Origin of the sequence: Rhodovulum adriaticum, assembly GCF_004345735.1 — a bacterium.
Classification (GTDB): domain Bacteria; phylum Pseudomonadota; class Alphaproteobacteria; order Rhodobacterales; family Rhodobacteraceae; genus Rhodovulum; species Rhodovulum adriaticum.
Genome location: NZ_SLXL01000001.1, coordinates 120,914 through 145,625, shown reverse-complemented (window position 1 = coordinate 145,625; position 24,712 = coordinate 120,914). Strand labels below are relative to the sequence as shown.

Here is a 24,712-nt window from a genome sequence, read left to right as displayed (position 1 = left end):
TAATGGTCAGCCCCTTGAAACCGGAGTCCATGCCGGACGGGCTTTCTCTTCGAATGTCGACTTCGTCAGGATACAGCCTCGTCGCGACCATAACCCCAAAGTTCAATTTGCCTCAAGCCAAGCCGCGAAATTCGAGCGGGCGATGCCCCCTGCGGAACAAGATGCGCGGCAGTTGTGTCGCTTGGGCAACAAGTTGAGGCCCCGAACGGGGGTGACACGGGGTCACGGCGCGTGCCTGTCTATTTTTCAGGCGATATACGCCGCCGTCATCGCGCGCGGGGTGGCGGTGTTGCCCCGTTCGCCCGGTCCAGCAGGGCGCGGCAGGCCCGCAGGACATCATCGCGGTAAAGCGCCCTGTCCTGCCACACGGCCCGTGCGGTTCGGGCCATGGCCTCGGACCGGGCGGGATCTGCCAGCAGGTCAGCGATGCGCGCCGCGCTTGTGGCGGGCGGCTCGTCCGGTGGCAGGAACAGCGCGCTGTCGTCGTCGCGTGCGTAGCGGGGGATTTCGCCCACGGGCGTCACGACCGGTATCAGGCCCAGTTGCATCGCCTCGACCACCGACATCGCCATGCCTTCGGTCACGCTGGGCTGAAGGTAAAAGCAATGCGTGCCCGCCTGTCGAAAGATCTCGGCCCGGTCCAGCGGGCCGGCGAAGGTCACGCGGTCGTCCACCCCCAGCGTGCGCGCCTGTTCTTGCAGCGCGGCCTGGATGCCCATGTCGGGGCCGATCAGGGTAAACTGCGCCTCCGTATGCCGTGCCGCGACGGCCGCGAAAATCTGCAGCGCGCGGGACAGGCCCTTTTGCGGGTGCAACCGCCCCCAGAAGATGAAGTGCGGCCTGGCAGGGGGGCGTGTCGCGCGCTCCATCCGCTCGGTCAGGAAGGAGATCACCCGCCCCTTGCGCCGCAGCCTTGCGGGCAGGCGCGCCCGAAGCGTGCTGTCGCTGTCGGCCCAGATTTCCACGGCCAGTTCCATCACCAGCCGATTCAGCAGCCGGTCGGGCAGGTGCACGGATTCGGCAAGGTGCAGGAAGGCCACCAGCCGCAGCCGCGGGCGCAGTGCCTTGGCCAGCAGCGCGGCGATGCAGGACCGCCAGAGCGAAACGATGACCAGATCGGGCTTGCGGCGGCGGATTTCCGAAACGGCGCCCAGATAGTTCCCCGGTGCCCATTCCGACGCCTGCGGCCCGGTCCAGACATGGGGGCCGTGTGCCGCGCCCCCCTTGCACGACAGGAACAGCTTGGCAAAGGTCAGCGCGCCGCTATCCGTGCCGTGCGGCCCCGCCGCCAGCGACCGCGCCGCCACCTCGACGCCGCCGATCCCGTCATAGGGGATCAGGTGCAGCACGGTGGGCGGGGTGCGCGGGGGCATGGCGCGTTCAGATCCAAGTGGAATAGATCACGCCCATTTCGGTCAAGAGCGCCTCGTAGCGGGCATTATCTTCGGGGCGGTCCAGCCTTTGGGGGTGAAACTCGATCATAAGGTAGTCGATCAGGGGCGTGCCGGTTTGCGACCAGACCCGGTGCAGGTCGTCAATGATCTGGTATTCCGCCCCCTCGATATCCATTTTCACGACGATAAAATCGCAGCCCTGCGCGCGCTGTTCCGCCAGCAGGTCGGAAAAGCGGATCGCCGGGACGGTATAGCTGGCCGCCGGGGTGCCCGTGCCCTCGGGGCGCAGGATGGACGTTGCGCCGCGCACGTTCAGGCCTGATTTCTCGGACAGGAACACCTCGACCTCGCCGGGGGTGCCGGCAACCGCCTGGTGCCGGATCTCGGTTCCGGGGTTCACCTTTCGGGCCCGTTCGATCACGTCCCTCTGGATCTCGAACCCCAGGAAGTCGAATCCCGGCAGCGCGGTCCGGTAGCGGCGCAGGATCGCGCCTTCGTTCGCACCGCAATCGATGAACAGCCGGTGCGCGGCCCCGGCAGAGAGGCGCTGGATCTCGAGCGCCTGCGCCTGCACCAGCTTGCCGATTTCGCGGTCGTGGCCGTGCAGCTTGCGATTGAGCGCGGTGTAGAAATACGGGCTGATGCGCTGCGTCGGTCTGAGCAGGCGTTCGCGGAATATCCGTTTCGTCCGCTGGCCGGTGCGCCGCGAAAGCCGCGCCAGCACGCCGCCCGGCCCGTCGCGGCGGATGGCCCGAATTCCCCGTGTGAACAGGTTGGTCACGGCTGGTTTCCCTGTCTTGGGCGGCCCGGCGGGGCAGTTTTGCTGGGGCTCATGCCCCGGACCGCAGGATAGCGTTCAAGATGTCGGGTGTAAGAAGATTATCGTCCGAGGCGTCCTCTATCGAGGTGCTGAGCGTTGCAATCTGCGCTTCGATCGCCGCGCGGTCGCGTTCGATCTGGGCCTGCGGGGTCAAGGCGCGGCGCAGCGGGGCAAGCAGGCGGTTGCGCCCCTTGATCGCGGCCAGGCGGTCCAGCACCCTCATGCGGAGGGGGAAGCGTTCTCGGGCCTGTTGCATGATGCGGTCGTGGTCCAAGCGCGACAACCTTTGCGTGATGCGGTCATGGTCCTGCGGCGACAGCTTGCCCCGGCTGCCGGCCCCGTGGTGATAGATCGCATCGGCATAAAGACCGAACCACAGCGGATGCGGATTGTACGCGTTCGAGCGCAACAGCGGCGCCCAGTCGATGTTTTCGGCCTCCAGGTGCTTCAGCAGGTTGCCGCCGACATCGGTGACCTTGGCGCCGGTTTCGCTGCGCCATTTGTGCCCCGAGGCCCAGGTGCCGCCGATCCGCCGCCAGAACCCGACCGTGGTCGCGCAGAAACAGGGATGGGGCTGCGGGGAGCCGAAGTTTTCCAGCCGCTGCACGGCGGTCAGTTCGTGACGATCCAGGGCGGGCAGCAGCCGCGCCTCCCACGGCGCGACGGGAAAGGCGTCGCTGTCGATGAACACGAGGATATCGTCGTCCCGGGCGCCCTGGCGGCAGACCTCGTGCGCGAGGATGTCCAGCTTGGTCGCGTGTTCGCGGATGCGGGTCTCTTCGCGGAACAGCCACCGGCTGTCCTCGGGGATGGGGCCGTCCAGGTCGGTGTGAAAGCAGGCGATCCGGTAATCGCCCGTCGTATAGCCCGCAATATGCCTGAGCTGGCGTCCGATCCACCGGGTGTTCTTCCAATGGACGACACAGAAATAGATCATTCCGAATGCTTCCTGGGGAACCGGGGTGCGGGGCCGCGGGATATGCGTGCAAGTGTCAAATCTTCGTGCCGCCACTTAGCCCATCCCCGCGCGGCCTGGCAAGCCGCATCCGGTCCGCCCAAAAACAGGTGGCACCGTCGCGCGCTTCCATGATAGGGGTCGGCCGGATCGGAAAAATGGCCAAGTTCCGCCCGGCCGGCACGATGACAGGGAAATCTGGAATGGTTCAGTCCGGCGGGAAACACGGCATTGTCACGGCCGGCGCGCCCAAGAATGCCGTGGCATTCGTGACCTCTGCCACTGCGTTGCGCAAACGCGGCATCACCTTCCGGCAGGTCTGGAACGATGCGGGCAGCTACGACCGAAAAAACCCTGTCTCGGTGCTGCGCTACCTGTTGCGCAAGACCCTGCCGCGGTCAAATCGCGGCATCCTGTTCTGGACGCTGTTTTCGCGGCGGCTGGATTTCGTGGTCATCATGTGCGCCTCTTCGGTCTACAAGACGCCCCGGCGGCTGGCATTGGTGCACCGGATCGCGCGGCTGCGGGGCGCGCAGGTGATCCTGCTTTTCGTGAACTGCGGCTACAACATCGGCAACCTTGCCGAACTGGTGTCGGCCAGGCCGGGCGGGCCGCGGCGCGTGGCGCTGGCGCGCCGGCTGGTGGCCCGGCCCGATGTCGTGCCCGCGGCCATCAGCCCGCAGGCCTGCCGCGATGTCGAGGATCATTTCGGGGTGCGCGATGTGCGCAACATCGGCTTTGCCCCCGGGATCGCCCCGGCGGACCTGACTGGCGAATTGCCCGAGGATCCGCCGATGTTCATCAACATCGGCAACTATTCCCATCGCAAGGGTCAGGATCTGTTCCTGGACGTGGCGTTCCGCTGTCTGGAACGGAACCCGGCGCTGCGCTTTTGCTGGGTGGGCAAACATGTGCCCCGCCCCGAGGATGTGCCAGAGATCGCCCGGCGGGGGCTGGCCGGGAACTTCATCTTCACCAAGACGAAATCGCCGCCCTTCGACCTGATCCGCCGGTCCTCGGGTCTGATCTTTACCAGCCGCAGCGAGGCATTCGGCCTGGTCGTGTCGGAATCCATGGCCATGCAGCGCACCGTCTTTTGTTTCGAGGGGACGGGGGGCAGTTACCAGGTGGGCGATCTGGGCAATGTCTTTGCCCGTTTCGACACGGCTGCCATGGCCGATGCCGTCCTGGCCCACGCCGCGCGCCCGGCGGCCGAGCGCGTGGACCTTGCCGCACAGGACAGATACCGGGCGCATTTCAGCCCCGAGGCGTTCGCCGAACGGTTTTCCGCCCTGCTGGCGACCGTTTCCGGCCAAGCGGGCGCCAGTGAAAAAAATGCATTGCACCACGACGGAGTGAAGACAGGATGACGACCGGAACGGCGCTCAAGAAGCGGGCCAAACGCGTGATGCGGCGCATGGGCTTTGATATCATCAAGGCCAAGCGGTTTCCCGCCAACGAGATTCACTTTCTGCATATCGGCAAGAATGCGGGCACGCAGATCAAGCGCCTGTCCGAAGAGATCACCCGGCAATACCCGGACCGGCCGATCGTGACGCACACGCACGATTTCTTTTACAAGCTGTTGCCGCCGTCCTCGCAATACTTCTTCAGCATACGCGAGCCCATTTCGCGTTTTCGCAGCGGGTTCTACTCGCGCAAGCGCAAGGGTTATCCGACCTTCGATGTGGACTGGAACGACCACGAGCGGATTGCATTCGAGGAATTCGAGCACGCCAACGATCTGGCCGAAAGCCTGTTTTCCGAGGGTGAGTTGGGCAACCGGGCCTTCGCGGCGATGAAGTCGTTGCGCCACACCGCGCAGAACCAAAGCGACTGGTTCTACATCCGCGGCAACTTCCTGCGCCTGTCCCCGCCGATCTGGATCATCCGGCAGGAAAGTTTCAAAGCGGATTTCGAGGTTTTCCTCAAGCGCGCGAGCTATGACCTGACGCTGGACGGCCTGCAGGGTCAGCAGGACAAGGTTGCCGTGAACCGGGGCGATTATTCCAACATCCCGCCGATCTCGGAAAAAGGGCAGGAAAACCTGCGCCGCTGGTATGCCCAGGACATCGCGTTCTATCAGCTCTGCGACGACTGGCTGGAGGCGCAGACCCCCTGACCTGCCCCCTTGCACGGTCAGGCAAGGCCGCGCCTGGTGGCGCGGCCTTTTCACGTTTTCAGGATGGGGCGGCGACCCACTGGCCGCTGGCCTCGTCCCAGTCATATACCCCGCCGTCCTGCGGATACGCCACCGGCGCCATCCAGCGGGCCTTTCCCGCGTCCCATATCCAGGATGGCCAGGGCTGCGCCGGGCGCGGTGCAACGAACGCATGGGTGCCGGCCACTGTCGTGCCCTCATTGGTCATCCAGACATCCAGGGTGATCGCCTCGTCGGGGCGCCAGCGCACGGGCACGCTGGTCAGCAGATCCTGATCGGTGCTGACATATCTCACGCCCGGCGGCGGAAAGGTCTGGCGCAGCGCCTCGGCCCCGTTTCGGGACAGGACCATCCCGAAGGACAGCCCGTCAAAGGCGACGACCTGCCCGTGCCGGTCCAGCCGGGCCTCGATATTGGCGCCGAAGGGCCGCGCGCCCGACGTGTCGAACGCGAACGTCCCGGTCCAAATGTCGTAGGTGATCCGCATCACGCCGTCCTTCGGTAACGGATAATCACAAGACCAGAGCCGCCGTCCCCACTGGCCACTGCGGAAACGCCGGACCCGGACACCCCGCCAGAGCCGCTGCCAGAGTTGGCCGGGGCCGAAAGGCTGTCGCCCGCGCCATTGCCATCTGTGCCGCCGCCCGTGCCGCCGATCCCGTCGCCATCACTGCCAGACCCGCCGCCGCCGCCGCCATAGGGGGCAGCCGTGCCACTGATCGAGGACACGACCCCTGGCCCGCCGTCGCCTGCCTGCGCGCTGGTGGCATTGTCCCCATCGCCACCGGCGCCAGCGCCGCCGCCGCCTTCGGCGCTACCGGCGCCCGTGCCGCCGCTGTAATCCGCGTTGCCGCCGCCGGGCGCGTCGGAAAAGGCCGAGAGTGCCGCGATACCACCAAGCCCGCCCGGCGCCGTAACCCCAAGCGCCGAACTGGCCCCGCCGTCATTGCCATCAACCGGCGTCCCGGCGCTGGTCACACCCGGCCCGCCCGCGCCGATCACGACCGGGTATGTGCCCGCTGACAGCGTTATGGTGCCCTGCCGGACACTCCCCGCAGCCCCGCCGCCATTGCCCGTGCGCCCGTCGCTGTTGGCGGCGCCCGAGGCGCCGCCGCCCAAGACCAAGCACTCGAACTCCCCGCCCGTCAGGACCGTGAATCCCCCGTCTGCGGTAAAGGTGTGCGCGGTATAGGCCAGCCCATCGTCGGGGTCGGTGATGTCGGCGATCATGCCCCCCGTCGCGGCAGGCAGGTCCGGCGGCCTGCCCCCGCCCATCCCTGCCCGGCGGAGGCGCAGCGCAAGGCTGTTCGCGCCGGTTCCCAGCCAGCCCATCAGGCGAACACCAGCGCGTGGATGCCGCTGGCGGTCGTGCCGGTGGCGCGCACCCGGCGGGTGCCCACGGGCAGGAAGAAGAAATCGGGCACGCTCACCTGTCTTTCCTCCCCGCGCGGGGTGACCAGAGCCAGATCGCCGCCGCCCTCGACATAGAGCGCGATTGCCATCGCGGGCAGATCGGCGGCGTCGTCGGGCGTGACCGGCAGGATGTCCGTGGCGGGCCCGTCCAGCGAGGGGCTGCGGCGTTCAAAAGGGTTCTTCATGGCTGGTGCCTCCAACAGGTTGCGACCGCCCATGCCGGGCGGCCATGCCCCGCAGATGTGCTGCAGCGCGCTTTGCGATGCGGTAAAGCCACCGCGCGCTGGTGGTGCTGTCTCTGCGTCTTGTTCCCAGGGGCAAAGCCGCTTATTCCATGGGGCGTATTTGACTTTCCCGTTCGCGCAGGGGCCCTTTCCGTGTCAGAGATTGCAGACCTTATCCCGGCAGCGGAACGCCGGATCGCCATCATCGGGCTGGGCTATGTGGGTCTGCCGCTGGCCGTGGCCTTCGGCCGCCACCGCGCCGTGGTCGGGTTCGACATCAATGCGGGGCGAATCGCGGCGCTTGAGGCCGGGAACGACGACACGCGTGAGGTCACGCCCGAGGAACTGGCCGCCGCGGATGGTTTGCGTTTTTCCGCCGATCCGTCCGTTCTGGCGGAATGCGATACCTTCATCGTGACGGTGCCCACGCCCATCGACGCGCACAAGCAGCCCGACCTGACGCCGCTGATGCGCGCCTCGGAAACGGTGGGGGCGGCGCTGCGCCCCGGCGGGCTGGTGATCTATGAATCCACCGTCTATCCCGGCGCCACCGAAGAGGACTGCGTGCCGGTGCTGGAACGGGTGTCCGGGCTGACCTTCAATCGCGATTTTTGGGTCGGCTACAGCCCCGAGCGGATCAACCCCGGCGACAAGCAGCACCGGCTGGCCGATATCCGCAAGGTCACGGCCGGTTCCACCCCCCAGGTGGCCGAGGTGGTGGATGCGCTGTACGGCCAGATCATAAACGCCGGCACCTACAAGGCCGCCAGCATCCGCGTCGCCGAGGCCGCCAAGGTCATCGAAAACACCCAACGCGACCTGAACATCGCGCTGATCAACGAACTGGCGATGATCTTCAACCGCATGGGGCTGGACACCCAGGCCGTGCTGGAGGCCGCTGGAACCAAGTGGAACTTTATCCCCTTTCGGCCGGGGCTGGTCGGCGGGCACTGCATCGGCGTCGATCCCTACTACCTGACCCACAAGGCCGAGGCGATCGGCCACCGCCCCGAGATCATCCTGGCAGGCCGGCGCATCAATGACGGCATGGGCGCCTATGTTGCCGGGCAGATGGTCAAGGCGATGCTGCGCCGCCGCCTGCCGGTGGATGGGGCGCGGGTGCTGGTGATGGGGCTGACCTTCAAGGAGAACTGCCCCGATCTGCGCAATACCCGCGTCGTCGACGTTATCGCCGAGCTGCGCGATTACGGGGCCCAGGTTGATGTGCACGACCCCTGGGTGGATCCCGATGAGGCCCGGCATGAATACGGGCTGGACATCGTGGCCGACCCGCAGCCGGGCAGCTATGACGGTATCGTTCTCTGCGTTGCGCACGAGGAGTTCCGCCAGCGCGGGGCAGAGGGCATTCGCGCCCTCGGCAAGCCGGACCATGTCCTTTACGATCTGAAACATCTGCTGCCCGCGGCCCAGTCCGACCTGCGGCTGTAACAGGGCTCAGCGCCGCGGCGCGCGGCGCAGCAGCAGAACGCTCAGCGTTTCGACGATTTCCAACGCCTTGATGCGGAAGATCAGGACCAGCGCCTTCAACCGGGCCGTGCCGCCGGGATTGGGCTTTTCCATCAGGATGCGCAGCCGGACCAGCGGGGGCGCCAGCACGATGCGCAGAACCGGCCAGCGGTCGCGTTGCGCGCGGCCGCCCGCGACGCGCCGGGCCTTGGACAAAAGCCCCGGCAGATCACTGCGCAAGGGATGGCGCAGCACCGCCTGCGGGCAATGGATCAGCGCGGGGCCGGGGCCAGCATGATGGCGCGCGGCGCGCTGGCAGAATTCCACGTCGCCACCCGATTTCAGGCTGGCGTCAAACCCGCCCGCAGCCTGGAACAGGGCGCGCGGCAGGAACAGGCTGGCGGTCGCGGCCACCCCGTCGCGGGCGTAGATTTCCTGGTTGATGCCGAAAAAATAGTCATAGGATTCGGCCCAGTTCAGGCGGTTCATCGCGTGTTCGGTGCTGAACATCCGCACCCGCCCCGAGATCAGCCCGTCATGGTGCGCCGCGCACTCCAGAAAGGCCGCCAGCCAGTCCGCCTCGGGCAGGCAATCGCTGTCGGTGAAGGCCAGATAGTGCCCCTGCGCCACACCCGCGCCCCGGTTGCGCGCCGCATAGGATCCCGGCGCGGGTTCGGTCAGGATCGTCAGCCGCGGATCGGCAGGAAAATCGGCGGGCGGCGGATCGTCGGGGGCGTTGTTGACCAGCAGGATCTCGAAATCCGTCACGCTCTGGGCGATCAGCGCGCGCACCAGTTCCGCCGCCCGCCCCCAGTCGCGGAAACATGGCGCGATGACCGAGATCCGCCGCGCGCTCATCCGAAATACGCCGGCAGGCGGGGATGCAACGCCGAGGTGGCATGCCCGCAGAACAGTTCGATCCCCTCCGGTTGCAGCCACAGGTCGCGGAACAGCATCACCACCCGGTCCACCGGCACCCCGGCCACGCCGGGATCCATCGTGCGATGCACCTGGCCGGGTTGCGCATTGCCGAACCACGACAGCGCGGGATCCTCATCCCAGAAATAGCGGGTGTCGTTCAGGTCCACCCCCGCCAGAACGATGCGGCGATACCCCATTTCCGCCCCAAAGGTCAGCGCCTGCACGATGGAGGCCCGCGCGAACAGCAACAGCCCCGTGCGCCGCGTCAGCCCCGCCGCCCGGCACAGGCGCAGGGTGCGGGCCAGCCGCGCCTCGTCATCCACGGGCAGGTTGACCTTGTTCAGCACGCGCAGGGTTTTCACGGTTTCCGGCGGCAGGCGCGACAGGTCCAGCTGGTGACGCTCTATATCCTTGTAGATCATCATGCTGGCGCGCATCCGCGCGGCGCGCTCGGCCAGGAAGGTTTCGAACTGGCGGGTGCGCTCGGGGGTGGGGCCGGCCTCGAACTGGTAAAAGGTCGGGGTAAAGGGATGCAGCATCCAGAAATTCAGCCCCAGCGTGTCGGTTTCGCGCCCGATCCGCTGCCAGTCCGTGTCGTCCAGGCGGCAGACCGACCGCCCTGACCCCAGCACGATCAGCGTGTCAGAGGTCTTGCGCATGCGCGCCTCCTCCAGACGGAAGGCCGCCAGGCCATGCGCGCGGCGCAGCCGGGCAACCCGGCGCACGCGCCGCCCCTCGGTCCGCATCCAGCTGATATCGTCGCGCAGGGTCATCGGCTCTCCTTTCGCAGGGTGCGCTCGGCCCGCCGACGTGCGCGCCGCCAGGACCACAGGTTCAGCAGGTGGCGGGCCAGCGAGTTGCGGCAATAGAACAGGCTGCCCGATATCCAGTCCTCGACCAGCTCGGGGTGGTGCAGCCGCAGCGCGCGCATGAAGCGGCGATAGGCGTCCTGGTCGTGCAGCGTGGCGATGGCCGCCAACCTGTCCTGCGCCTGGGCGGGGACGAAACCGGCCAGCGCGGTGAACGCCTGCGCAAAAGCCGCCTGTTCGCGCAGCCGCCCGGCCGGGCTGTGATAGGCGGTTCCGTCGCTGTCAGACAGGCTCGGCGGGTGGGCGGCACCCTCTGTGATGGGGGCGGCGGGCAGCCATGTGCAGGCCGCCCCTTGAAGGGCCATCGTGTAAACCAGCAGGGTCTGGGGATAGATTCGCGCGGCGTAACAGTCCGCCGCCAGCCGCGCCTGCAGGAACGGTAGCGCGCGGCGCGCGGCCGCCACGCGGTAGATCAGCCCCGGCGCGTGACCGCTGGCATCGCGGATATCGGCCAGGGCGACGGGCCCTGCGGCGGGCTGTCCCCGCTTTATCGCGCCCGCGCGGTCAAGGAACTGGGTCGCGGCGAAATCCGGCCGGCGCGCAGTCAGCAGCGCGCGGCTGCGCGCCAACCCCGCGGCATCGCAAAGGTCGTCATCGGCACTGACCAGCAGGTAATCGGCAGAGCAGCCCTCGATCAACTCGGCAAAGCTGTGGGCGTAGCCGCGATTGGTTTCGTGCCGGATCAGCCGGACGCGCGGGCCGGCATCTGCTAGCGCCTCGGCGGTCGCGGGGTCGGGGCCGTCGTCGATCACCGTGACCGGCAGGTCTGGATCGGCGGCAGTCAGCCCCTTCACCAGCCGCAGCAGGTCAGCGCTGCGGAAATAGGTCGGAATCCCGACGGCAAGGGACGGTGCGGCGGTCATCCGCGCGCCTCGCCGATCAGGATTTCCGCGACGCGGTCGTGACAGGCGGCCAGCGTGAAACGGTCGGTCACCACCGCGCGCGCCTGTCCGGCCAGCCGCGCGCGCAGCTTCGCATCGCTCAGCAGGCGCCGCAGGGCGGTGACCGTGGCGGACAGGTCGTCGGGCGGGATCACCAGCGCGTTCGCCTCGTCCTCGAAAATCTCTACGTTGCCGTCGACGGCGGTGGCAACCACGGCGCACCCCGCGGCCGAGGCCTCCAGGTTGACGCGGGCGAAGGGCTCGCAGCGCGACAGCATCGCGAACACGTCCGCGCCCCACAGCACCGGGCGCACGTCCTGAACAAAGCCCAGGAAATGCACGGCAGGGGCCAGGTCGGCGGGAACGTGGTCGCGGCGGAATGCGGCAACATCGTCCTCCGTGCCGCCCGCGACGACGAAATGGGCCTGCGGAAATTCCGCACGCAGCGCGGTCGCGGCGCGCAGGAACAGGTCCAACCCCTTGCGCGGGCGCATGTTGCCCACGAAACAGGCCACCGGCGCATCCGCCGGTATGCCATGGGCTGCGCGGAAATCAGCGCGTGCCCCGCTGTCGGGTGCGAAGTCGCCCGCGTCGATCCCGTTATACACCGTGTGGACATGGGCGGGCGTTAATCCGGTGCCGGGCACGTCCAGCACCAGTTGGCGCACCGCCTCGGACACGCAGATCACGCGGGACGCGCTGCCCAGGACCGAACGCAGCCGCCAGCGCTGCCACGCGCCCCGCGGGCACAGGTAATTCTCGGCCTCGCGCACATGCAGCACCACGGGCCGGCGCATCAGCCGCGCGGCCCAGACCGGGGCTGCGCGCAGCACGGTGTTGACGTAGACCAGGTCTGCGCGCCGGACCTCGGCCAGCAGGCCAAGGAACACCGCCATCGCACATATCCGGCGCTGCAGGCGCAGCCAGTTCTGCTGGATCCGGTAGGCCAGCCGCGGGCGCGTGGGGTCGGGGATGCGATCGCAGGCGTTCAGAATCCGAAGATCCAGCCCCTGTCCACGGGCGAAACCCACCAGGTCGCCCGCCCCAAAGGTCAGCATCCGCATCCGGGCGCGCCCCTGCATGTAGGCGCAGATCATCGTCAGGCTGCGCGGCGCGCCATACAGCAGCGACTCGTGCGAAACGGCCAGGATGCGTGGCGCCGACCTGTCCTGCGCGAGTCCGGCCATGTCATCCTCCCAGCTTGCGCCGCAGTGCCCGCCCGGCGCGGCGCAGCAGCCCGCGGGCCTGGGTGGCATGCTGGTCCAGCCGGTTCATGTCGGGCCGGTAAAGCGACCAGTTCTCGGTGCATAGCACCGGCTTGACCGCGATCTGGGCGATGTCGCGGGCCTGGAAGGGTTCGCTTTCGATGAACAGTTCCGCCGGCAGGTCGCGGTAGGTGCGGCCCTTGAACCAGCCATGGGCACCGGCCTTGCGGCGGGTTTCGGCGCTGACGCCGTCCAGCAGGATCAGTTCGCGATAGCGGATGCCGTGGCGGGCCAGCCAATCCTCGGTCTGGGGGCGGTATTTTTCCAGCCGGTTGGAGATCAGCCAGCCGATTTCGTGGGTGGGGGTCGCAATCAGGTCCGTGTCGCGCAGGAAGGCGGCATAGCAGTCGCCATCGTCGTTTTCCGCCCGGGTCGGATCACGGCACAGCACCCCGTCGATATCGACGCAGAAATTCGACATCCCCTCGTGATGCAGGGCGTTCCACTCGAACAACCGCGGGCGCGGCACCTTTTCGAACCAGTAATCCAGCCCCTCGACCGGCACACCCGACCAGTAGACCGCCAGAAAGGAAACCGGCCGCTTGCCCGCGTCGGGATGGGCGGCCAGCGCCGCGCGCACCCGCGCCAGCGCACCGCCATCGCCCACGCTGTCATCCACGACCAGCACCCGGCCCGTGCCGTCACCGCCCCGCCGCTTGCGCGCGCTGAACCGCGTGGCGTCATCCGCGCCCGACAGGTATTCGTCCAGCGACACGATGGGCAGGTTTCGGTGCAGCGCGATCTGGGCGGCGGGAATGATCCCGCTGCGCGGGACATGCACCACAAGGTCGATATCGTCAGGCAGCGATGACATCTTGCGCCGCACCAGGTGGATGAGATCGTTGTAGGAACGGAAATTCATCTGTCCAATCCGGAATCGCGGCGAAAAAACCCCCGCCTGTCTGTCATGCCTGACCGCGCGGGCCAAGACCCCTGTGCAGGTAATGACCCACCCGGCGAAGTGCCCGGCCCGCACGGGTGGGGGGCGCAGGCATGGTGTCCAGCGCCGTGGCCAGTGCCGCGCGGCATTCCTGGGCGATGGCCTGCATGTCGGCGGCGGTGCCGATGCCATTCGGATCAGGCGCGCGGTCGGGCAGGGGGCGGCCCAGCCGGTCCTCGATCCACTCCATGTCGGCGCGGTGCGCCGCCAGGGCGGGGGCCAGGAACGCGTCGGAAAAGGTGAACTTGCCCGTGCCAAAGCCTGCCCAGGCCCGCGCGGGCGTCGCGCGGAACCGCGCGGCCAGCCTCGCCGTGGGGTAGTCATCGGGCAAGAGGCCCGCAAGCCGGCAATAGGCGACCGACATCGCCTCGCGGCTGAGCCCGTCATTGGCCCTCAGCCGCGGTGCGTCTGCCAGGTTTACCCCCAATGCGTCGGCGAAATCCAGCACCACGTCGCCCTCGCGGAAGGCGCCCGTATCGAAGGCGCGCAGATGCACCTTGTCGCGGCCGAAGACCTGATCCAGTTTTTCGAACCGGGCGCGGTAGCCGGGCCACAGGTTATGCGCGTCCAGTGCCACCGCGCCGGGCTTGTCCTGTTTCACCCGCTGCTGATAGGCGCTCTGCATAAAGGACACCGGCCCACGGACATAGGCGATCACCTCGATCGCGTGACCGTGGGGCGACAGAAACTCGGCCATGCGGGCGGTGGCCCCGGCGTCGAAATCGGGTGCGGCGATATCCTCGGCCGAAAACAGAAAGACCGGCGCCCGGCAGCTGCGCAGCCGCGCCTCGATCCGGGCGCGTTCCCGGTCCCTGCGCCGCAGCAGGGCGGCCCGGCCAAGGTGCGGCATCCGCGTGGCGTGAAACTTGTCCAGCAACGCGCCCTCTGCGAACAGCAGCAGCACGGTATCCGACAGGTTGGCCCGCGGCCCGCCGGGATGATCCACGCCTGCCACCCCGCGGATGCCGAACACCTCTTGGATCGCGGTCGAGCCTGTCTTGTGCATTCCCGCGTGGACCACGATGCGCGGCAGCTCAGCCATGCGGCGTGCTCCAGTCCGGGGGATGCGCGCCCATCAGGGGCGCCAGCGCAGCCTGCTGGGTGGCGATGTCCTGGGCCAGCAGGGCGCGCAGCTCTGCGATCTCTGTGTCGGTGACGGGCGAGGGTCGGGGCGGGTTGAAGCGGGTCCAGGCGCGGCGGGCCAGATCCTCGGCCCCGACGCGCTTGATCGCACGGCGCGCCGGTTCCAGTTCGGGGCGCAGCAGCAGCGCGGTCAACCGCCCGTAGCGGCGCAGCCCGTCGGCTGCCGTGTTCTTGCGCAATTCCCGCGTCACCGGCACGGGGTCCAGACCCAGCCAGCCAAAGACCTCGTTCATCGTTGCCTGCCTGTCGGCCGACAGCCGTTCGGCGGACAGGATGCGCAGGTTGTTGCGTCCGAACCGCGCAAGGTAGGGGGCGATCTGGGCGTGGTAATCCCCGATCTGGCGATACCGGGGATCCTCGCGCACCGCCTGGCAGATCGGCCGGTCCTCGCCATGGATGCGCATGTTGAAAAGGTACTGACTGACGATCCGCGCTACCGGTTCGCGCACCATATACAGGATACGCGCCCCGGGGGCGAAGCGGACCAGCCGGTCGGGCACCCCCGCAATGCCGGGGGCCTTGGTGTATTGCGTACTGGATTCGCCGCGATAACGCGCCTCGGTACCTGCCGCGAACAGCGCCAGATAGGCGGCAAGCTCGGCCTCGCTGCGGTCCGCGCGGGCAAAGAAGCCCGGCTCTTTCGGATCGCACATGAAGATTTCGGGGTGCAGGTCCAGATAGCCGTGCAGCGCCGTGGTCCCGGCCTTCATTGCGCCGACGACGAAAAGGTTGGGAGGGGCCCCGCTCATCGTGCGTCCCCGGTGGCCGACAGGTCCGACAGGCGGGCCTCGACCGCCTCGAAATCGGCGGCGGTGTCGATGTCCGCCGCGCGGTTGGCCGGCATCTGGACCATCCCGATCCGGCCCGTGGCCAGCGTTCCATGCGCCCTGAACCAGTCGGCATCGAAGACGTAGACCGCCCCGTTCGGCCGGTAGACCGCGGGCAACTCTGCCCGGTTGGCAAAGCAATGCGCCGGGTCCGAAAGCGGCAGGAAGGCCGCGCCCTCTGCCCGGCCCCATTTCAGCACGCCCGAATCGGCCTGCGTCGCGCTGAGCACCAGGTCGAATTCCCCTTGGCGGTGCACGTCCATCGCCGCGGCGATATCGCCGGGCAGGCGCAGGGGCGAGGTCGCCTGCAACAGCACCACCTGCGCCGGGCCGGTGATGTCATGGGCCAGCACATGGCGCAGCACCGCGTCCATCGGTACGGTGTCGCCCGCCAGCGCAGGCGGGCGGGGGCAGACCGTCACGCCCGCGTTGGCCGGGGCCTGCAGGATCTGGGGAATATCGGTCGAAACGACGACCCGCGCGATGCCCGCTGCGTGGGCCTGATCGATCGCGTGGCGATAAAGCGGCTTGCCCGCCAGGGGGCGGATGTTCTTGCCCGGCAGGCCCTTGGACCCGGCCCGCACCGGAACCAGCGCCACCGGCGGCCCTATGCGGGGTTCAGCCATTGGCGCGTGCTCCGGGTGGGGTGACATCGTTGAAGGTCTTTTGCAGCGGCAGGGTCCAGACCGTCGGTTCCTCCAGCACTTTAAGGAAGTTCTCGGCTGCGGTGCCGCCCCCGAAGGCATTCGAAGCGGGGAACCGCCGCCCCCAGACATCCGACAGGAACGCATCGATCCCGACCCGGTCAAAGGCCGTGGCATGGTGGACGGAGACCGCGTTCGCGCGGTTGGTCTGGCGCGTGCCGATATCCAGGCTGGGCACGCCCAGGAACGGGGCCTCGCGCACGCCTGTGCTGGAATTGCCGATGATCGCGCTGGCGTTTCGCAACAGTTCCGAGAAATGCGAAAAGCGCATCGAGGGCAATTCGCGGAAGCGGTCCGCAGACTGGGCGGCGATCACCGCCTGGATCGCGTCCGAGCCGGGGTCGTTGTTGGGCCGGATGACCACGAAGTGCCGTCCCGAGGCGGCCAGCGCGTCAAACAGCGCCTCGGCCTGCTGCCCGATGCTGTCCACCTCGGAGGTGACGGGGTGGAAGATGACGATGCCGTAATCCTGAAACGGAATGGCATAGCGCGCGCGGACCTCGTCCAGCGCGACGCCGCTGCCGGTGCGGTGCGTGTCCAATTCGGGAGAGCCGATGACGTAGACCCGGTCGTCGGTTTCGCCCAGGGCCAGGACGCGGGCCTTGGCCTCTTGGGAACTGACAAGGTGGCAGGTGGCCAGCTTGGTGTTGCAGTGGCGAAAGACCTCGTCGATCGTGCCCGACACCTCGCCGCCCTCGACATGGGCGCAGCGAATGTAGTTGGTCGCGCAGACCAGCGCGGTCGCCATCGCCTCGACCCGGTCGCCGTGAACCACGACAAGGTCGGGTTCGGCGATGCGCAAATGGTCGGAAAAGCCCAGCACCGTCTTGGCAAAGATCACGTCCTGCGGATCGCCCTCGCGGTGGTTCAGAAATTCCACCACCTCGACGCCCTGCATCCGATGCACCTCGACCTTGGTCAGCCCGTAAAGGGGCAGCATATGCATCCCCGTCACGAAAAAGGCGACCCGGTGCCCGGCATCCCGTGCGGCGCGGGCCAGGGGCTCCAGCTTGCCGAAATCGGCGCGCGTGCCCGTGACGAACAGGATCGAGCGCGCCGCGCTCATGCCAGATCGCTCCATTTCAGTTGCTGGTTGCGGCGCACGGCGCGGGTCAGCCGCCGGCCCAGAACCTGGTCGAAGGCGTAGCCCGGGATTTCGCCGCTGCCGGGACGGCGGGCCCAGATATCGGCCTCGGCGATCACGTGGCCCTCGGGCAGGTCGGCATCGGCCACGACCGAGGCGCGGGCGAACCGGTATACGTCCTCTTCGGGGGCGGTGCGCTGTTTGGGATTGTTCGCGGCGATCCAGATTTCGCGCGCGCGGTCCACCATGTGGCGCAATTCGGACGGGTCCATGGAACAGGAAATGTCCGGCCCCTTGCGATAGCGCGTGTCGGTGAAATGGCGCTCCAGGATACAGGCGCCAAGGGCCACGCTGGCCAGCGCCATTTCCGGGCCGATGGAGTGGTCGGAAAAGCCCACCACCGCGTTCGGAAAGGCCGTGCGCAATTCCGTCACGCCGCGCAGGCTGACGATGTCCGGCGGCGAGGGGTACAGGTTGGTGCATTCCAGCAGGGCATAATCGACCCCGGCCCGGTCAAGGATCTCTACGCTGGCGCGGATCGAGTCGATGGTTTGCATGCCCGTGGACAGGATCACCGGCCGGCCCTTGGCCGCGACGTGGCGGATCAGCGGCAGATTGTCCGCCTCGCCCGAGCCGATCTTGTAGGCCGGTACGTCCATCTCTTCCAGAACGTCGGCGGCGGCGCGCGAAAACGGGGTGGAGATATAGATCAGGCCCAGCCCCTCGGCATGGGCCTTCAACTCGGCCTCTTGCGCGGGCGACAGTGCGCAGCGGGCCATGACCTCCCAGATCGAGACATCGGCATTGGGCGGAAAGATCGCCTTTGCCTCCTCGGTCATCTCGTCCTCGACGATATGGGTCTGATGCTTGACGCATTCGCAGCCTGCCGCGGCGGCCAGGCTGACCATCCGCTTGGCCACGTCGAGATCGCCGCCGTGGTTGATGCCGATTTCCGCGATTACCAGCGGGGGGTGGCCGGGCCCGACCTCTCGATGCGCGATCTTCATCGTGACCTCCGGTCAGTCATTGTCCTGGGAACGGGTATAGGGGGTGCCCTGCCGTGCTGCAATCAGCGCGCACACGGCATCGACCAATGGCGTGTGGGTGGGGGTCAGCGCGGCGCGCAGCGTGTCACGGTCGGTGCGCGCCTGCCGGGCCAGCGCGGCGGGGTCGGCCAGCACGGCCGTATGCCGGGGCAGGTCCGACGCGCCGTCGCACACCGTCCCGGTCGAGGCGATGGCGTCCATGTGCGCCGGCGCGTTGGACGACAGGTAAGGCATCCAGACCAGCGCCGCCCCGCAACGCACCGCGTCCACCCCGGCCCCCGAGCAGGGCGAAAAGGCCAGTGTGCGGTCGGGACGGACCACCTTGCGCATCAGCACGCCGGTCACGTCTTCCCAGTCGCGGCCCTCCAGCGCCTGCAACACGTCGGGTTGGGCCGAGAAGGGGGTCAGCGGGTGGGCGCGCACCAGCAGGCGGATATTCGTCGCAGGCAGGGCGTCCAGGATCTGGCGGATCATGGTCCCGCTGACCCGGCGGTTGTCCAGCAGGATCAACGCACAGACCGGCCCGGGTTCGGCGGGGGCCTGCGGCGTTTCCTCGGCCAGGATTTCCAGGCTGCCCAAGGCGATGTCCCGGTCCGGAACGCCCCAGTCGTGCAGCAGCGCGCGCGAGCGTTCGTCCGAAACGACATATCCCACCGGCAGGCTGTCGCGTTCGCGGCGGTAATCCATCGGCATGGCCGGCATCCGCGTGCTCAGGCTGCGGGGGGTGACGACGATGGTTGGCACGCCCGCGCGGCGGCAGGCCCAGTTAGTGCGCCGCTCGTCCGGGGTGTTGTAGTTGCCGTTGCGGATGAACGCGGCGGGGCGCAGCCGCCGCACCAGCGCCTCGATGCACAATGCATGCAGCGCGGCGTGGAACGCATGCGGATAGCGGTAGGTCAGCATCGAGGCCAGCACCGGGTCCACGCGCCTCATGTCGGGGGCCAGCTGGCGCTGCCGCCGCATGACCCGCCAGCCGATCCAGGCCGCGCGCAGCACCGCGCCGGGCCCGCCGCCCCGGTGGGCCGAAATTACACCCGGCGGATAGTCTGCGTCGCTGGCCCAGGCGCGTTCCTTGGGGTGCACACCGATAAGGCGCGTGCCGTCGCCGATCTGGTGGTGCAAGTCGTCGATCAGCGTGCCGTAACGGTGTTTCTGCATCGATGCGGTCGAGATCAGCAGGCAACGCCCCTGGGCCCCTTTCACTGCGGGATCGGGCCGCGTGGTCGCGACCCGCAAGACCGAGCGCCAGAGCCAGCGCCACTTGCCCATCCTGTCGCGCGGATCGCGGATTTCCGCGCTGGCATGCGCCGGGAAACCCGCCGGGTCGGGCGTGACAAGGCCCAATTCGTCCCGCGCTGCGCGCAGGAATTCGGCCGGAACGTGCAGGTCGTTTTCGATTTCAAGCCGAGCAAGGGGGCGCCGGGCCATGCCGGCGCGCAGCTGTTCCAGCAGGAACAGCCACAGAACCGGGCCGGCCAGCCCGTCGCGCTTGGCATAGACCCAGCCGCCCTCGAACAGGAAGATGTCCAGCGGGGTTCGGTCGGGCCGGTCCTGAGCGGCGCGGAAAAAGGTGAAAAGCCGGGCGATTGCCCGGTCCAGGCAGGCCAGCGTCTCGTCCCAGCCCAGCAGGTGGCTCAGCGGGTGCCCGTCAAGGTAAAGATCGGCCGGTGTGGGAACGCCATGGCGCAAGGTGATCGTATCGGCGGGGCGGTCTGTCGTCATGGCGCGGGCCTGAAGGCTGGTGTGGGTTCGGCAATGCCGCAAAGCCTCCAGTAGGGCACTTTGGTAACATCCCGGCCCGAGCAAAGCCGCGACAGGGCGTCCCAGTCCTGTTGCGTGTCCAGCGTCAGCCGCAGGTCTGCGTGGTTGCCGCCTGTGTCGGTCATGCTGCACAGCGACAGTGCCCCGCGCAGCCGGTAAAGGTGCTGGGTGACATGTTCGCGTTCCTGCGGTTCCGCTGCATCGGCGAGCCGGACATAGGCGTCGGTTGCGATCCATTCGACCGCGATTCCGTAGGGAAAGCTGCGTTCGACGATATTGCTGACCATCTCGGTTCCGTTGTCCAGGCGGGCCAGCGCGGCATTCGCCAGCGCAGGGTCGAACAGCGGGCTGTCACCGTTCACGCGTAGGATGGCGGCGGGTGCGTACACCTCGATCGCCTGTAGCGTCCGGCGGACCAGATCCTCGGGGTCGCCGCGAAAGCACAGGTAGCCCCGTTGCGCGCAATGGGCGGCCAGCGGGTCGTCCACCTCGCGGTCGGTGGTCAGGACCACCACGCGGTCGACCGCCACGCGCGCGGCGCGGGCGTGCACGATGTCGATGACCGTGTGGCCCGCGATCTCGCGCAGGATCTTGCCCGGCAAGCGGCTGGAATCGCAGCGGGCATACACGAAGGCAGCGGTGTCAGTTGTCATCGCGGGCCTTCATCCCCTTCTCGGTCATTTCGCCTGCCCAGTACGCCTGCGCGGCCTGCCAGTTGCTGTGCGTGGCCTGCGCCCCGGGGCATCTGCCGATGGCCTGGTAACGCTGAACGTCGGTTTCCAGCTTGGCCCCGACCAGTGCCGACAGGTCGAAGCCCTGGAAATCCGAACTGGGCCGGACATGCAGCAGGTCGTCCCGTGTCAGGACATGGCCCGCCGACAGGTCGCGTGCCGCGTAGACCCCGCGCCGCGCGCGGACGCGCGTCGTATCCTCGGCCGGGGCGGACTGGTTGGCGGGGGCCTTCAGGCTGGCCGCGCAGGCGGTCAGCGTCGCCACGTAATCGGTGAACTCGGTCTCTGCCATCGCGTGGGCATGGTCGAACCCCGGCAGCGTCCGGTCGGTCGTGATGTGTTTCTCGAAAAAGCTTGCGCCCTGCGTCAGCGACATGGCCGCCGCCGTGGTGCCCCCGGTATGGTCCGAATAGCCCACCGGCACCCCGAAGCAGTCGCATAGCAGGCGGACACGCTGCACGTTTGCGCGTTCCAGCGGGCAGGGATAGGCCGATACGCAGTGCATCAGGTGCAATTCTGTGCCGGGGAAATTGCGCCGCACGAAACCGACCATCGGGTCGATTTCGGCCAGCGACGCCATCCCGGTGCTGACGATCACCCTGTCGAACAGGTCGCAGGCCTGGCCGATCAGCTCATGGTTGGTGGCGTCGGTCGAGGCGATCTTGACATAGCTGGCGCCCAGGTCGGACAGCAGCGCCAGGCCCTGCGCATCGAAGACCGAGGCAGAGATGTCGATGCCCGTCTGTGCGGCGTGCCGCCAGATGCGTTCCCAGTCCTCGCGGTTCAGCTCCTCGGCCTTGCGAGTGTGGTAGACCTCGCTTTCGACGTAGCGCCCGTCGTCGTAATAGGCGGGCAGGTACAGGCCGTCGGCGAAGATGAACTGGAACTTGACCGAGGTTGCCCCGGCGCGGGCGGCCAGGTCGACCAGCGCCTCGGCCCGCTCGACCGAGCCGTTATGGTTGCTGCCGGCCTCTGCGATGATTTCGGGCATGGTTCAGCCTTCCTCTTGCTTGGATGTCCGGGCAATGTGATCCGCCAGGGCGCGGGCGCCCGCACTGGCGTCAGCGGCCAGGGCTGCACGGTGCATTTCGGCCAGGCCGGGGCGATTCGACAACCACGCGGCCAGCGCCGTTTCGGGCATGTCGCCGTGAAAACAGCATTCGATGCAGCCGGCCTCGATGAAGGCGCGGTTCTTGAACAGGGCCTCGGGCCGGGTGATCGACAGGCAGGGCAGACCTTGGGCCACGGCCTCGGCGATCATCAGCCCGTCGCCGCCGACAAAGACGTTGCACCCCGCGAAAAAGTCCCAGGCATCGTTGCTGAAGGCCTGCCAGTGCAGCGCGGGCCCAGCCTCCCCAGGCTGCGGCCGCTCTGGGGCGATCACGAAGATATCCGTCACCCCGGCAACCCCGGCGGCGGCCCGCACCAGCCCATCGACCGGCTGCTGTCCGGCGCCGCCGGACAGGCAGATGCCGACGGACAGGGGGCCGTCATAGCCCATCTTGCGCGGCGTCAGCCCGGCCGCGGTGGCATAGGCGAAACGCGGATCGCAGGTCACCCTGCAACCGGGCGCCAGTTGTGCGCGCAGCCGGTCCGAAACCGACCGGACCAGCACATCGGTGGCAATATCCGCGCGATCGCAGACGGGCGATATCAGGATGCGACGGTCGAAGCGCGCCAACAGGGCGGCGTCGGCCTCGGGCACGGACATCGCGTCGATCACGACGCACGCCCCCGCCGCGTGGGGCGTTTCGACCAGCGGCAAACCCCGCATGCGGGCCAGCGCGTGCCCCTGTTCATCGGCGCGCAGCCAAACCCGCGCATCGTGGCCCTGTGCGCACAGCGTTTCCAGAACGGCCGCGCTGCGCGCCAGGTGCCCCATCCCTGCCGCAGCGCTTGCCTGGACATAGAATAGAGGCGCCGGCGGCCCGCTCATCGGGCGTAGCTTCCGCTTTCCAGGTAGCTGCCCATCATCTGCTTCAGCCGTGCCAGCGCGGCGAACTGGCTGTCGGTGATCTCTTGCCAGCGGGGTTTCAGGGCGGCGTGCCGTTCTGCGGTATAGCCCCCCGACATGATCGCATCGCCCAAGGCGGCGGCAAAGCCGTTGCCCTGTTCCACCATGTTCAGGCTGGCATCGCCCAGGCCCAGGTCGTCGCACAGCGAAAGGGCGCGTTCGTCGTAGACGATGTTGACCGTCGGCGTGCCGTAGGAAATGGCAGGCAGCGTGGCGTGCAGGCGGTAGCTGACCACCATGTCGGCGCGGCTGAGCAGGGCCAGGTACTGGTAGACGTCGTTGGCATAGACCGCGTCCACGCCCTTGGTGTAGCGGAACGCCGTCGCGAAATCGAGGTCGCGGCTGTCGTTGCACAGGATGCGGATGCGCTTGCACCCCCGTTCGCGCAGCTTGTCGATCGCTAGGTCGATCTGTGCCTGTACCGAGCTTTGGATGCGGTAAGGCACGTTCATCAGCCCCGGCGTCCGCACCGAGATCAACGCGCCCACCTCTTCGTGTTCGGGCAGGTCGGGCAGGCAGTGCCGGTAGCGCGACAGGTTGATCGTCGGGCACCAGCCCATTTCGTCCTTGGGGTTGATGGCGTGCAGATGGGCGTGGGTCGCCGAATCGCGCGACAGGGACAGGTCGGCGCGCTGCAGCAGCGTTTGCAGCTTGGCGTCGGGCATCACGTCGGACCGGTCCGACAGCCGCCCGTGCCGGTCGAAGATCCGCCCGCGCGAGTTCGAGAACAGGACCATCGGCGGCAGGAGAGAGTTCAGCGCGCGCGCGTCGACCTCCAGTTCGTCGTTCTCGTAAAGATTGCCGCCGCCCACGATCACGCCGTCCGCAAAGCGGTTTATCTCGAACACGGTGCCGGGTGTCAGACCGGCCTTGGCCGTGCTTTCGTGCCGGCTGGTCGCGGGATAGTCGATGACCGACACCAGCCGCCCGAAGGTTTCATACAGCATGTGGCGGAGGGCGAAATTGATGGCGTGGTTGCCGACGTTGTAGCCCAGAGGCCTGATGTTCGCGATCGTGTACATTCCCGGTCCCGTCTAAATGCATTTGCGGAAAACTGCCTGCGGCGGCGATGGTCCCTGTGTGTCACGAGCGCGCTTCCCATGCCAGACTGTGCCGCAGGATTTCCCGCAGATCGTCGTGGCGCGGTCGCCAACCGAGGTTTTCCCGCAACGCGGCGCTGTCGGCCACGACCTCTGCCAGGTCGCCGGGGCGACGCGGCGCGGCGCGGGTCGGCAGCGGTTTTCCCGTGATCTCGCCCAGCGTGCTGACCACGGCGCTGACGCTGAACCCGTGGCCATAGCCGCAATTGTAGATCCGGTTTCCCGTGCCGTTGCACAACGCCTCGATCGCCAGCCGGTGCGCAGCGGCCAGGTCGTCGACATGGATGAAGTCGCGTACCCCCGTGCCGTCGGCGGTGGGCCAGTCGGTGCCGTAGATTTCCAGCGCTTCGCGCTTGCCCAGTGCGACCTCGGCGGCGACCTTTATCAGATGCGTGGCGCGCGGGGTGGACTGGCCCGAACGGCCCTGCGGATCGGCGCCGGCCACATTGAAATTGAGCGCAGGATCATGTAATCCATCAGGCCCGCCGCGGCCATGTCCTGGATGATCCGCTCGGCCATCAGCTTGGACGCGCCATAGGGCGAGGCTGGCGCCAGGGGCGCGCTTTCCGGGATTGGATCGCTGCCGTTGATGGCGTAGACGGCGGCGGTAGAGGAAAACAGGATGCGGCGCACCCCTGCGGACTGCATCGCGTGCAGCAGTCCCAGCGTGCCACCGACATTGTTGTCGTAATAGGCCAGCGGATCGCGGACCGAATCCGGTACGACCGTCGATCCGGCGCAGTGGATCACGGTATCCACGCCGTTTTTGCGCATGATTTGCGCCATCCGGTCGCGATCGCGGATATCCGCCCGTTCCAAAGTGGCCCGCGCGGGAACAAGCGATGCCAATCCGGTACTCAGGTTGTCGGCGATCACGACATCGTGGCCGGTATCCAGAAGGGCAAGCGCGACATGGCTGCCGATGTAGCCGGCCCCGCCGGTGATGAGAATTGCCATGAACTGTCCAACAATCTCTAGCGCTGCGCTTCGGC

At 67.7% G+C, this 24,712-nt stretch carries 26 protein-coding genes; 3 read left to right on the top strand and 23 right to left on the bottom strand.

Annotation, left to right across the window (positions count from 1 at the left end; translation table 11 throughout):
• Positions 1 to 266 precede the first annotated feature (266 nt).
• From EV656_RS00720 to EV656_RS00710, 3 genes are read right to left on the bottom strand one after another with little or no spacing between them, the layout of a single operon-like run.
• Positions 267 to 1,373 carry a glycosyltransferase family 4 protein gene (locus tag EV656_RS00720; RefSeq protein ID WP_132598457.1) on the bottom strand — a complete coding sequence of 369 codons (1,107 nt, stop codon included), beginning with the start codon at positions 1,371 to 1,373 and terminating at the stop codon, positions 267 to 269.
• 7 nt (positions 1,374 to 1,380) lie between these two features.
• Positions 1,381 to 2,175 (bottom strand): FkbM family methyltransferase, encoded by a 795-nt coding sequence (locus EV656_RS00715; RefSeq protein WP_132598455.1) that lies wholly within the window; start codon positions 2,173 to 2,175, stop codon positions 1,381 to 1,383.
• A 49-nt stretch (positions 2,176 to 2,224) separates the two neighbouring features.
• On the bottom strand, positions 2,225 to 3,151 hold the full coding sequence (locus EV656_RS00710; protein WP_132598453.1) for a hypothetical protein: 927 nt from the start codon (positions 3,149 to 3,151) through the stop codon (positions 2,225 to 2,227).
• A 221-nt stretch (positions 3,152 to 3,372) separates the two neighbouring features.
• On the opposite strand from EV656_RS00710, the gene EV656_RS00705 reads away from it, so the two are divergent.
• Positions 3,373 to 4,539, top strand: a complete 1,167-nt coding sequence (locus tag EV656_RS00705) for a glycosyltransferase family 4 protein (protein ID WP_165918906.1) — start codon at positions 3,373 to 3,375, stop codon at positions 4,537 to 4,539.
• Positions 4,536 to 5,291 carry a hypothetical protein gene (locus EV656_RS00700; RefSeq protein ID WP_132598449.1) on the top strand — a complete coding sequence of 252 codons (756 nt, stop codon included), beginning with the start codon at positions 4,536 to 4,538 and terminating at the stop codon, positions 5,289 to 5,291. The genes EV656_RS00705 and EV656_RS00700 overlap by 4 nt, the downstream gene beginning before the upstream one ends.
• Positions 5,292 to 5,349: 58 nt before the next feature.
• Here the strand turns inward: EV656_RS00700 and EV656_RS16440 are convergent, their stop codons facing one another.
• From EV656_RS16440 to EV656_RS00685, 3 genes are read right to left on the bottom strand one after another with little or no spacing between them, the layout of a single operon-like run.
• Complete coding sequence (locus tag EV656_RS16440) at positions 5,350 to 5,817, bottom strand: hypothetical protein (RefSeq protein ID WP_165918905.1); 468 nt, start codon at positions 5,815 to 5,817, stop codon at positions 5,350 to 5,352.
• Positions 5,817 to 6,662 (bottom strand): glycine-rich domain-containing protein, encoded by an 846-nt coding sequence (locus EV656_RS00690; RefSeq protein ID WP_132598447.1) that lies wholly within the window; start codon positions 6,660 to 6,662, stop codon positions 5,817 to 5,819. Before EV656_RS00690 ends, EV656_RS16440 begins: the two co-directional genes overlap by 1 nt.
• Positions 6,662 to 6,928, bottom strand: a complete 267-nt coding sequence (locus tag EV656_RS00685; RefSeq protein WP_132598445.1) for a spike base protein, RCAP_Rcc01079 family — start codon at positions 6,926 to 6,928, stop codon at positions 6,662 to 6,664. Before EV656_RS00685 ends, EV656_RS00690 begins: the two co-directional genes overlap by 1 nt.
• Positions 6,929 to 7,129: 201 nt before the next feature.
• Between EV656_RS00685 and tviB the strand changes: the two genes are divergently transcribed.
• Positions 7,130 to 8,416, top strand: coding sequence for a Vi polysaccharide biosynthesis UDP-N-acetylglucosamine C-6 dehydrogenase TviB (gene tviB / locus EV656_RS00680; RefSeq protein WP_207899541.1), 1,287 nt, complete (start codon positions 7,130 to 7,132; stop codon positions 8,414 to 8,416).
• Between the two features lie 6 nt (positions 8,417 to 8,422).
• Here the strand turns inward: tviB and EV656_RS00675 are convergent, their stop codons facing one another.
• From EV656_RS00675 to EV656_RS16850, 17 genes are all read right to left on the bottom strand, one after another.
• Complete coding sequence (locus EV656_RS00675; protein ID WP_132598443.1) at positions 8,423 to 9,292, bottom strand: glycosyltransferase family 2 protein; 870 nt, start codon at positions 9,290 to 9,292, stop codon at positions 8,423 to 8,425.
• The gene (locus tag EV656_RS00670; protein WP_132598441.1) at positions 9,289 to 10,128 is read right to left on the bottom strand and encodes a hypothetical protein; all 840 of its coding nucleotides are present in this window, start codon (positions 10,126 to 10,128) and stop codon (positions 9,289 to 9,291) included. Before EV656_RS00670 ends, EV656_RS00675 begins: the two co-directional genes overlap by 4 nt.
• Positions 10,125 to 11,087, bottom strand: coding sequence for a glycosyltransferase family 2 protein (locus EV656_RS00665; RefSeq protein WP_132598439.1), 963 nt, complete (start codon positions 11,085 to 11,087; stop codon positions 10,125 to 10,127). The genes EV656_RS00670 and EV656_RS00665 overlap by 4 nt, the downstream gene beginning before the upstream one ends.
• Complete coding sequence (locus tag EV656_RS00660) at positions 11,084 to 12,292, bottom strand: glycosyltransferase family 4 protein (RefSeq protein ID WP_165918904.1); 1,209 nt, start codon at positions 12,290 to 12,292, stop codon at positions 11,084 to 11,086. Before EV656_RS00660 ends, EV656_RS00665 begins: the two co-directional genes overlap by 4 nt.
• A 1-nt stretch (position 12,293) precedes the next feature.
• On the bottom strand, positions 12,294 to 13,232 hold the full coding sequence (locus EV656_RS00655) for a phosphoribosyltransferase (protein WP_165918903.1): 939 nt from the start codon (positions 13,230 to 13,232) through the stop codon (positions 12,294 to 12,296).
• 43 nt (positions 13,233 to 13,275) lie between these two features.
• Entirely contained in the window at positions 13,276 to 14,352 is a 1,077-nt protein-coding gene (locus tag EV656_RS16435) for a hypothetical protein (RefSeq protein ID WP_165918902.1), read from the bottom strand.
• Entirely contained in the window at positions 14,345 to 15,202 is an 858-nt protein-coding gene (locus tag EV656_RS00650; RefSeq protein WP_132598433.1) for a sulfotransferase family protein, read from the bottom strand. Before EV656_RS00650 ends, EV656_RS16435 begins: the two co-directional genes overlap by 8 nt.
• Complete coding sequence (locus EV656_RS00645) at positions 15,199 to 15,906, bottom strand: acylneuraminate cytidylyltransferase family protein (RefSeq protein WP_132598431.1); 708 nt, start codon at positions 15,904 to 15,906, stop codon at positions 15,199 to 15,201. The genes EV656_RS00650 and EV656_RS00645 overlap by 4 nt, the downstream gene beginning before the upstream one ends.
• On the bottom strand, positions 15,899 to 17,050 hold the full coding sequence (gene neuC, locus EV656_RS00640) for a UDP-N-acetylglucosamine 2-epimerase (protein WP_132598429.1): 1,152 nt from the start codon (positions 17,048 to 17,050) through the stop codon (positions 15,899 to 15,901). Before neuC ends, EV656_RS00645 begins: the two co-directional genes overlap by 8 nt.
• Entirely contained in the window at positions 17,047 to 18,075 is a 1,029-nt protein-coding gene (locus EV656_RS00635) for an N-acetylneuraminate synthase family protein (RefSeq protein WP_132598427.1), read from the bottom strand. Before EV656_RS00635 ends, neuC begins: the two co-directional genes overlap by 4 nt.
• 12 nt (positions 18,076 to 18,087) lie before the next feature.
• On the bottom strand, positions 18,088 to 19,836 hold the full coding sequence (locus EV656_RS00630; protein ID WP_132598425.1) for a hypothetical protein: 1,749 nt from the start codon (positions 19,834 to 19,836) through the stop codon (positions 18,088 to 18,090).
• Positions 19,833 to 20,528 (bottom strand): cytidylyltransferase domain-containing protein, encoded by a 696-nt coding sequence (locus EV656_RS00625; RefSeq protein ID WP_132598423.1) that lies wholly within the window; start codon positions 20,526 to 20,528, stop codon positions 19,833 to 19,835. The genes EV656_RS00630 and EV656_RS00625 overlap by 4 nt, the downstream gene beginning before the upstream one ends.
• Positions 20,518 to 21,597 (bottom strand): N-acetylneuraminate synthase family protein, encoded by a 1,080-nt coding sequence (locus EV656_RS00620; RefSeq protein WP_132598421.1) that lies wholly within the window; start codon positions 21,595 to 21,597, stop codon positions 20,518 to 20,520. Before EV656_RS00620 ends, EV656_RS00625 begins: the two co-directional genes overlap by 11 nt.
• Before the next feature lie 3 nt (positions 21,598 to 21,600).
• Entirely contained in the window at positions 21,601 to 22,542 is a 942-nt protein-coding gene (locus tag EV656_RS00615) for a hypothetical protein (protein WP_132598419.1), read from the bottom strand.
• Positions 22,539 to 23,642, bottom strand: a complete 1,104-nt coding sequence (locus tag EV656_RS00610; protein WP_132598417.1) for a polysaccharide pyruvyl transferase family protein — start codon at positions 23,640 to 23,642, stop codon at positions 22,539 to 22,541. Before EV656_RS00610 ends, EV656_RS00615 begins: the two co-directional genes overlap by 4 nt.
• A gap of 61 nt (positions 23,643 to 23,703) precedes the next feature.
• Entirely contained in the window at positions 23,704 to 24,165 is a 462-nt protein-coding gene (locus EV656_RS16855; protein ID WP_279432451.1) for an NAD-dependent epimerase/dehydratase family protein, read from the bottom strand.
• Entirely contained in the window at positions 24,105 to 24,677 is a 573-nt protein-coding gene (locus EV656_RS16850; protein ID WP_274610527.1) for an NAD-dependent epimerase/dehydratase family protein, read from the bottom strand. Before EV656_RS16850 ends, EV656_RS16855 begins: the two co-directional genes overlap by 61 nt.
• Positions 24,678 to 24,712: the final 35 nt, after the last annotated feature.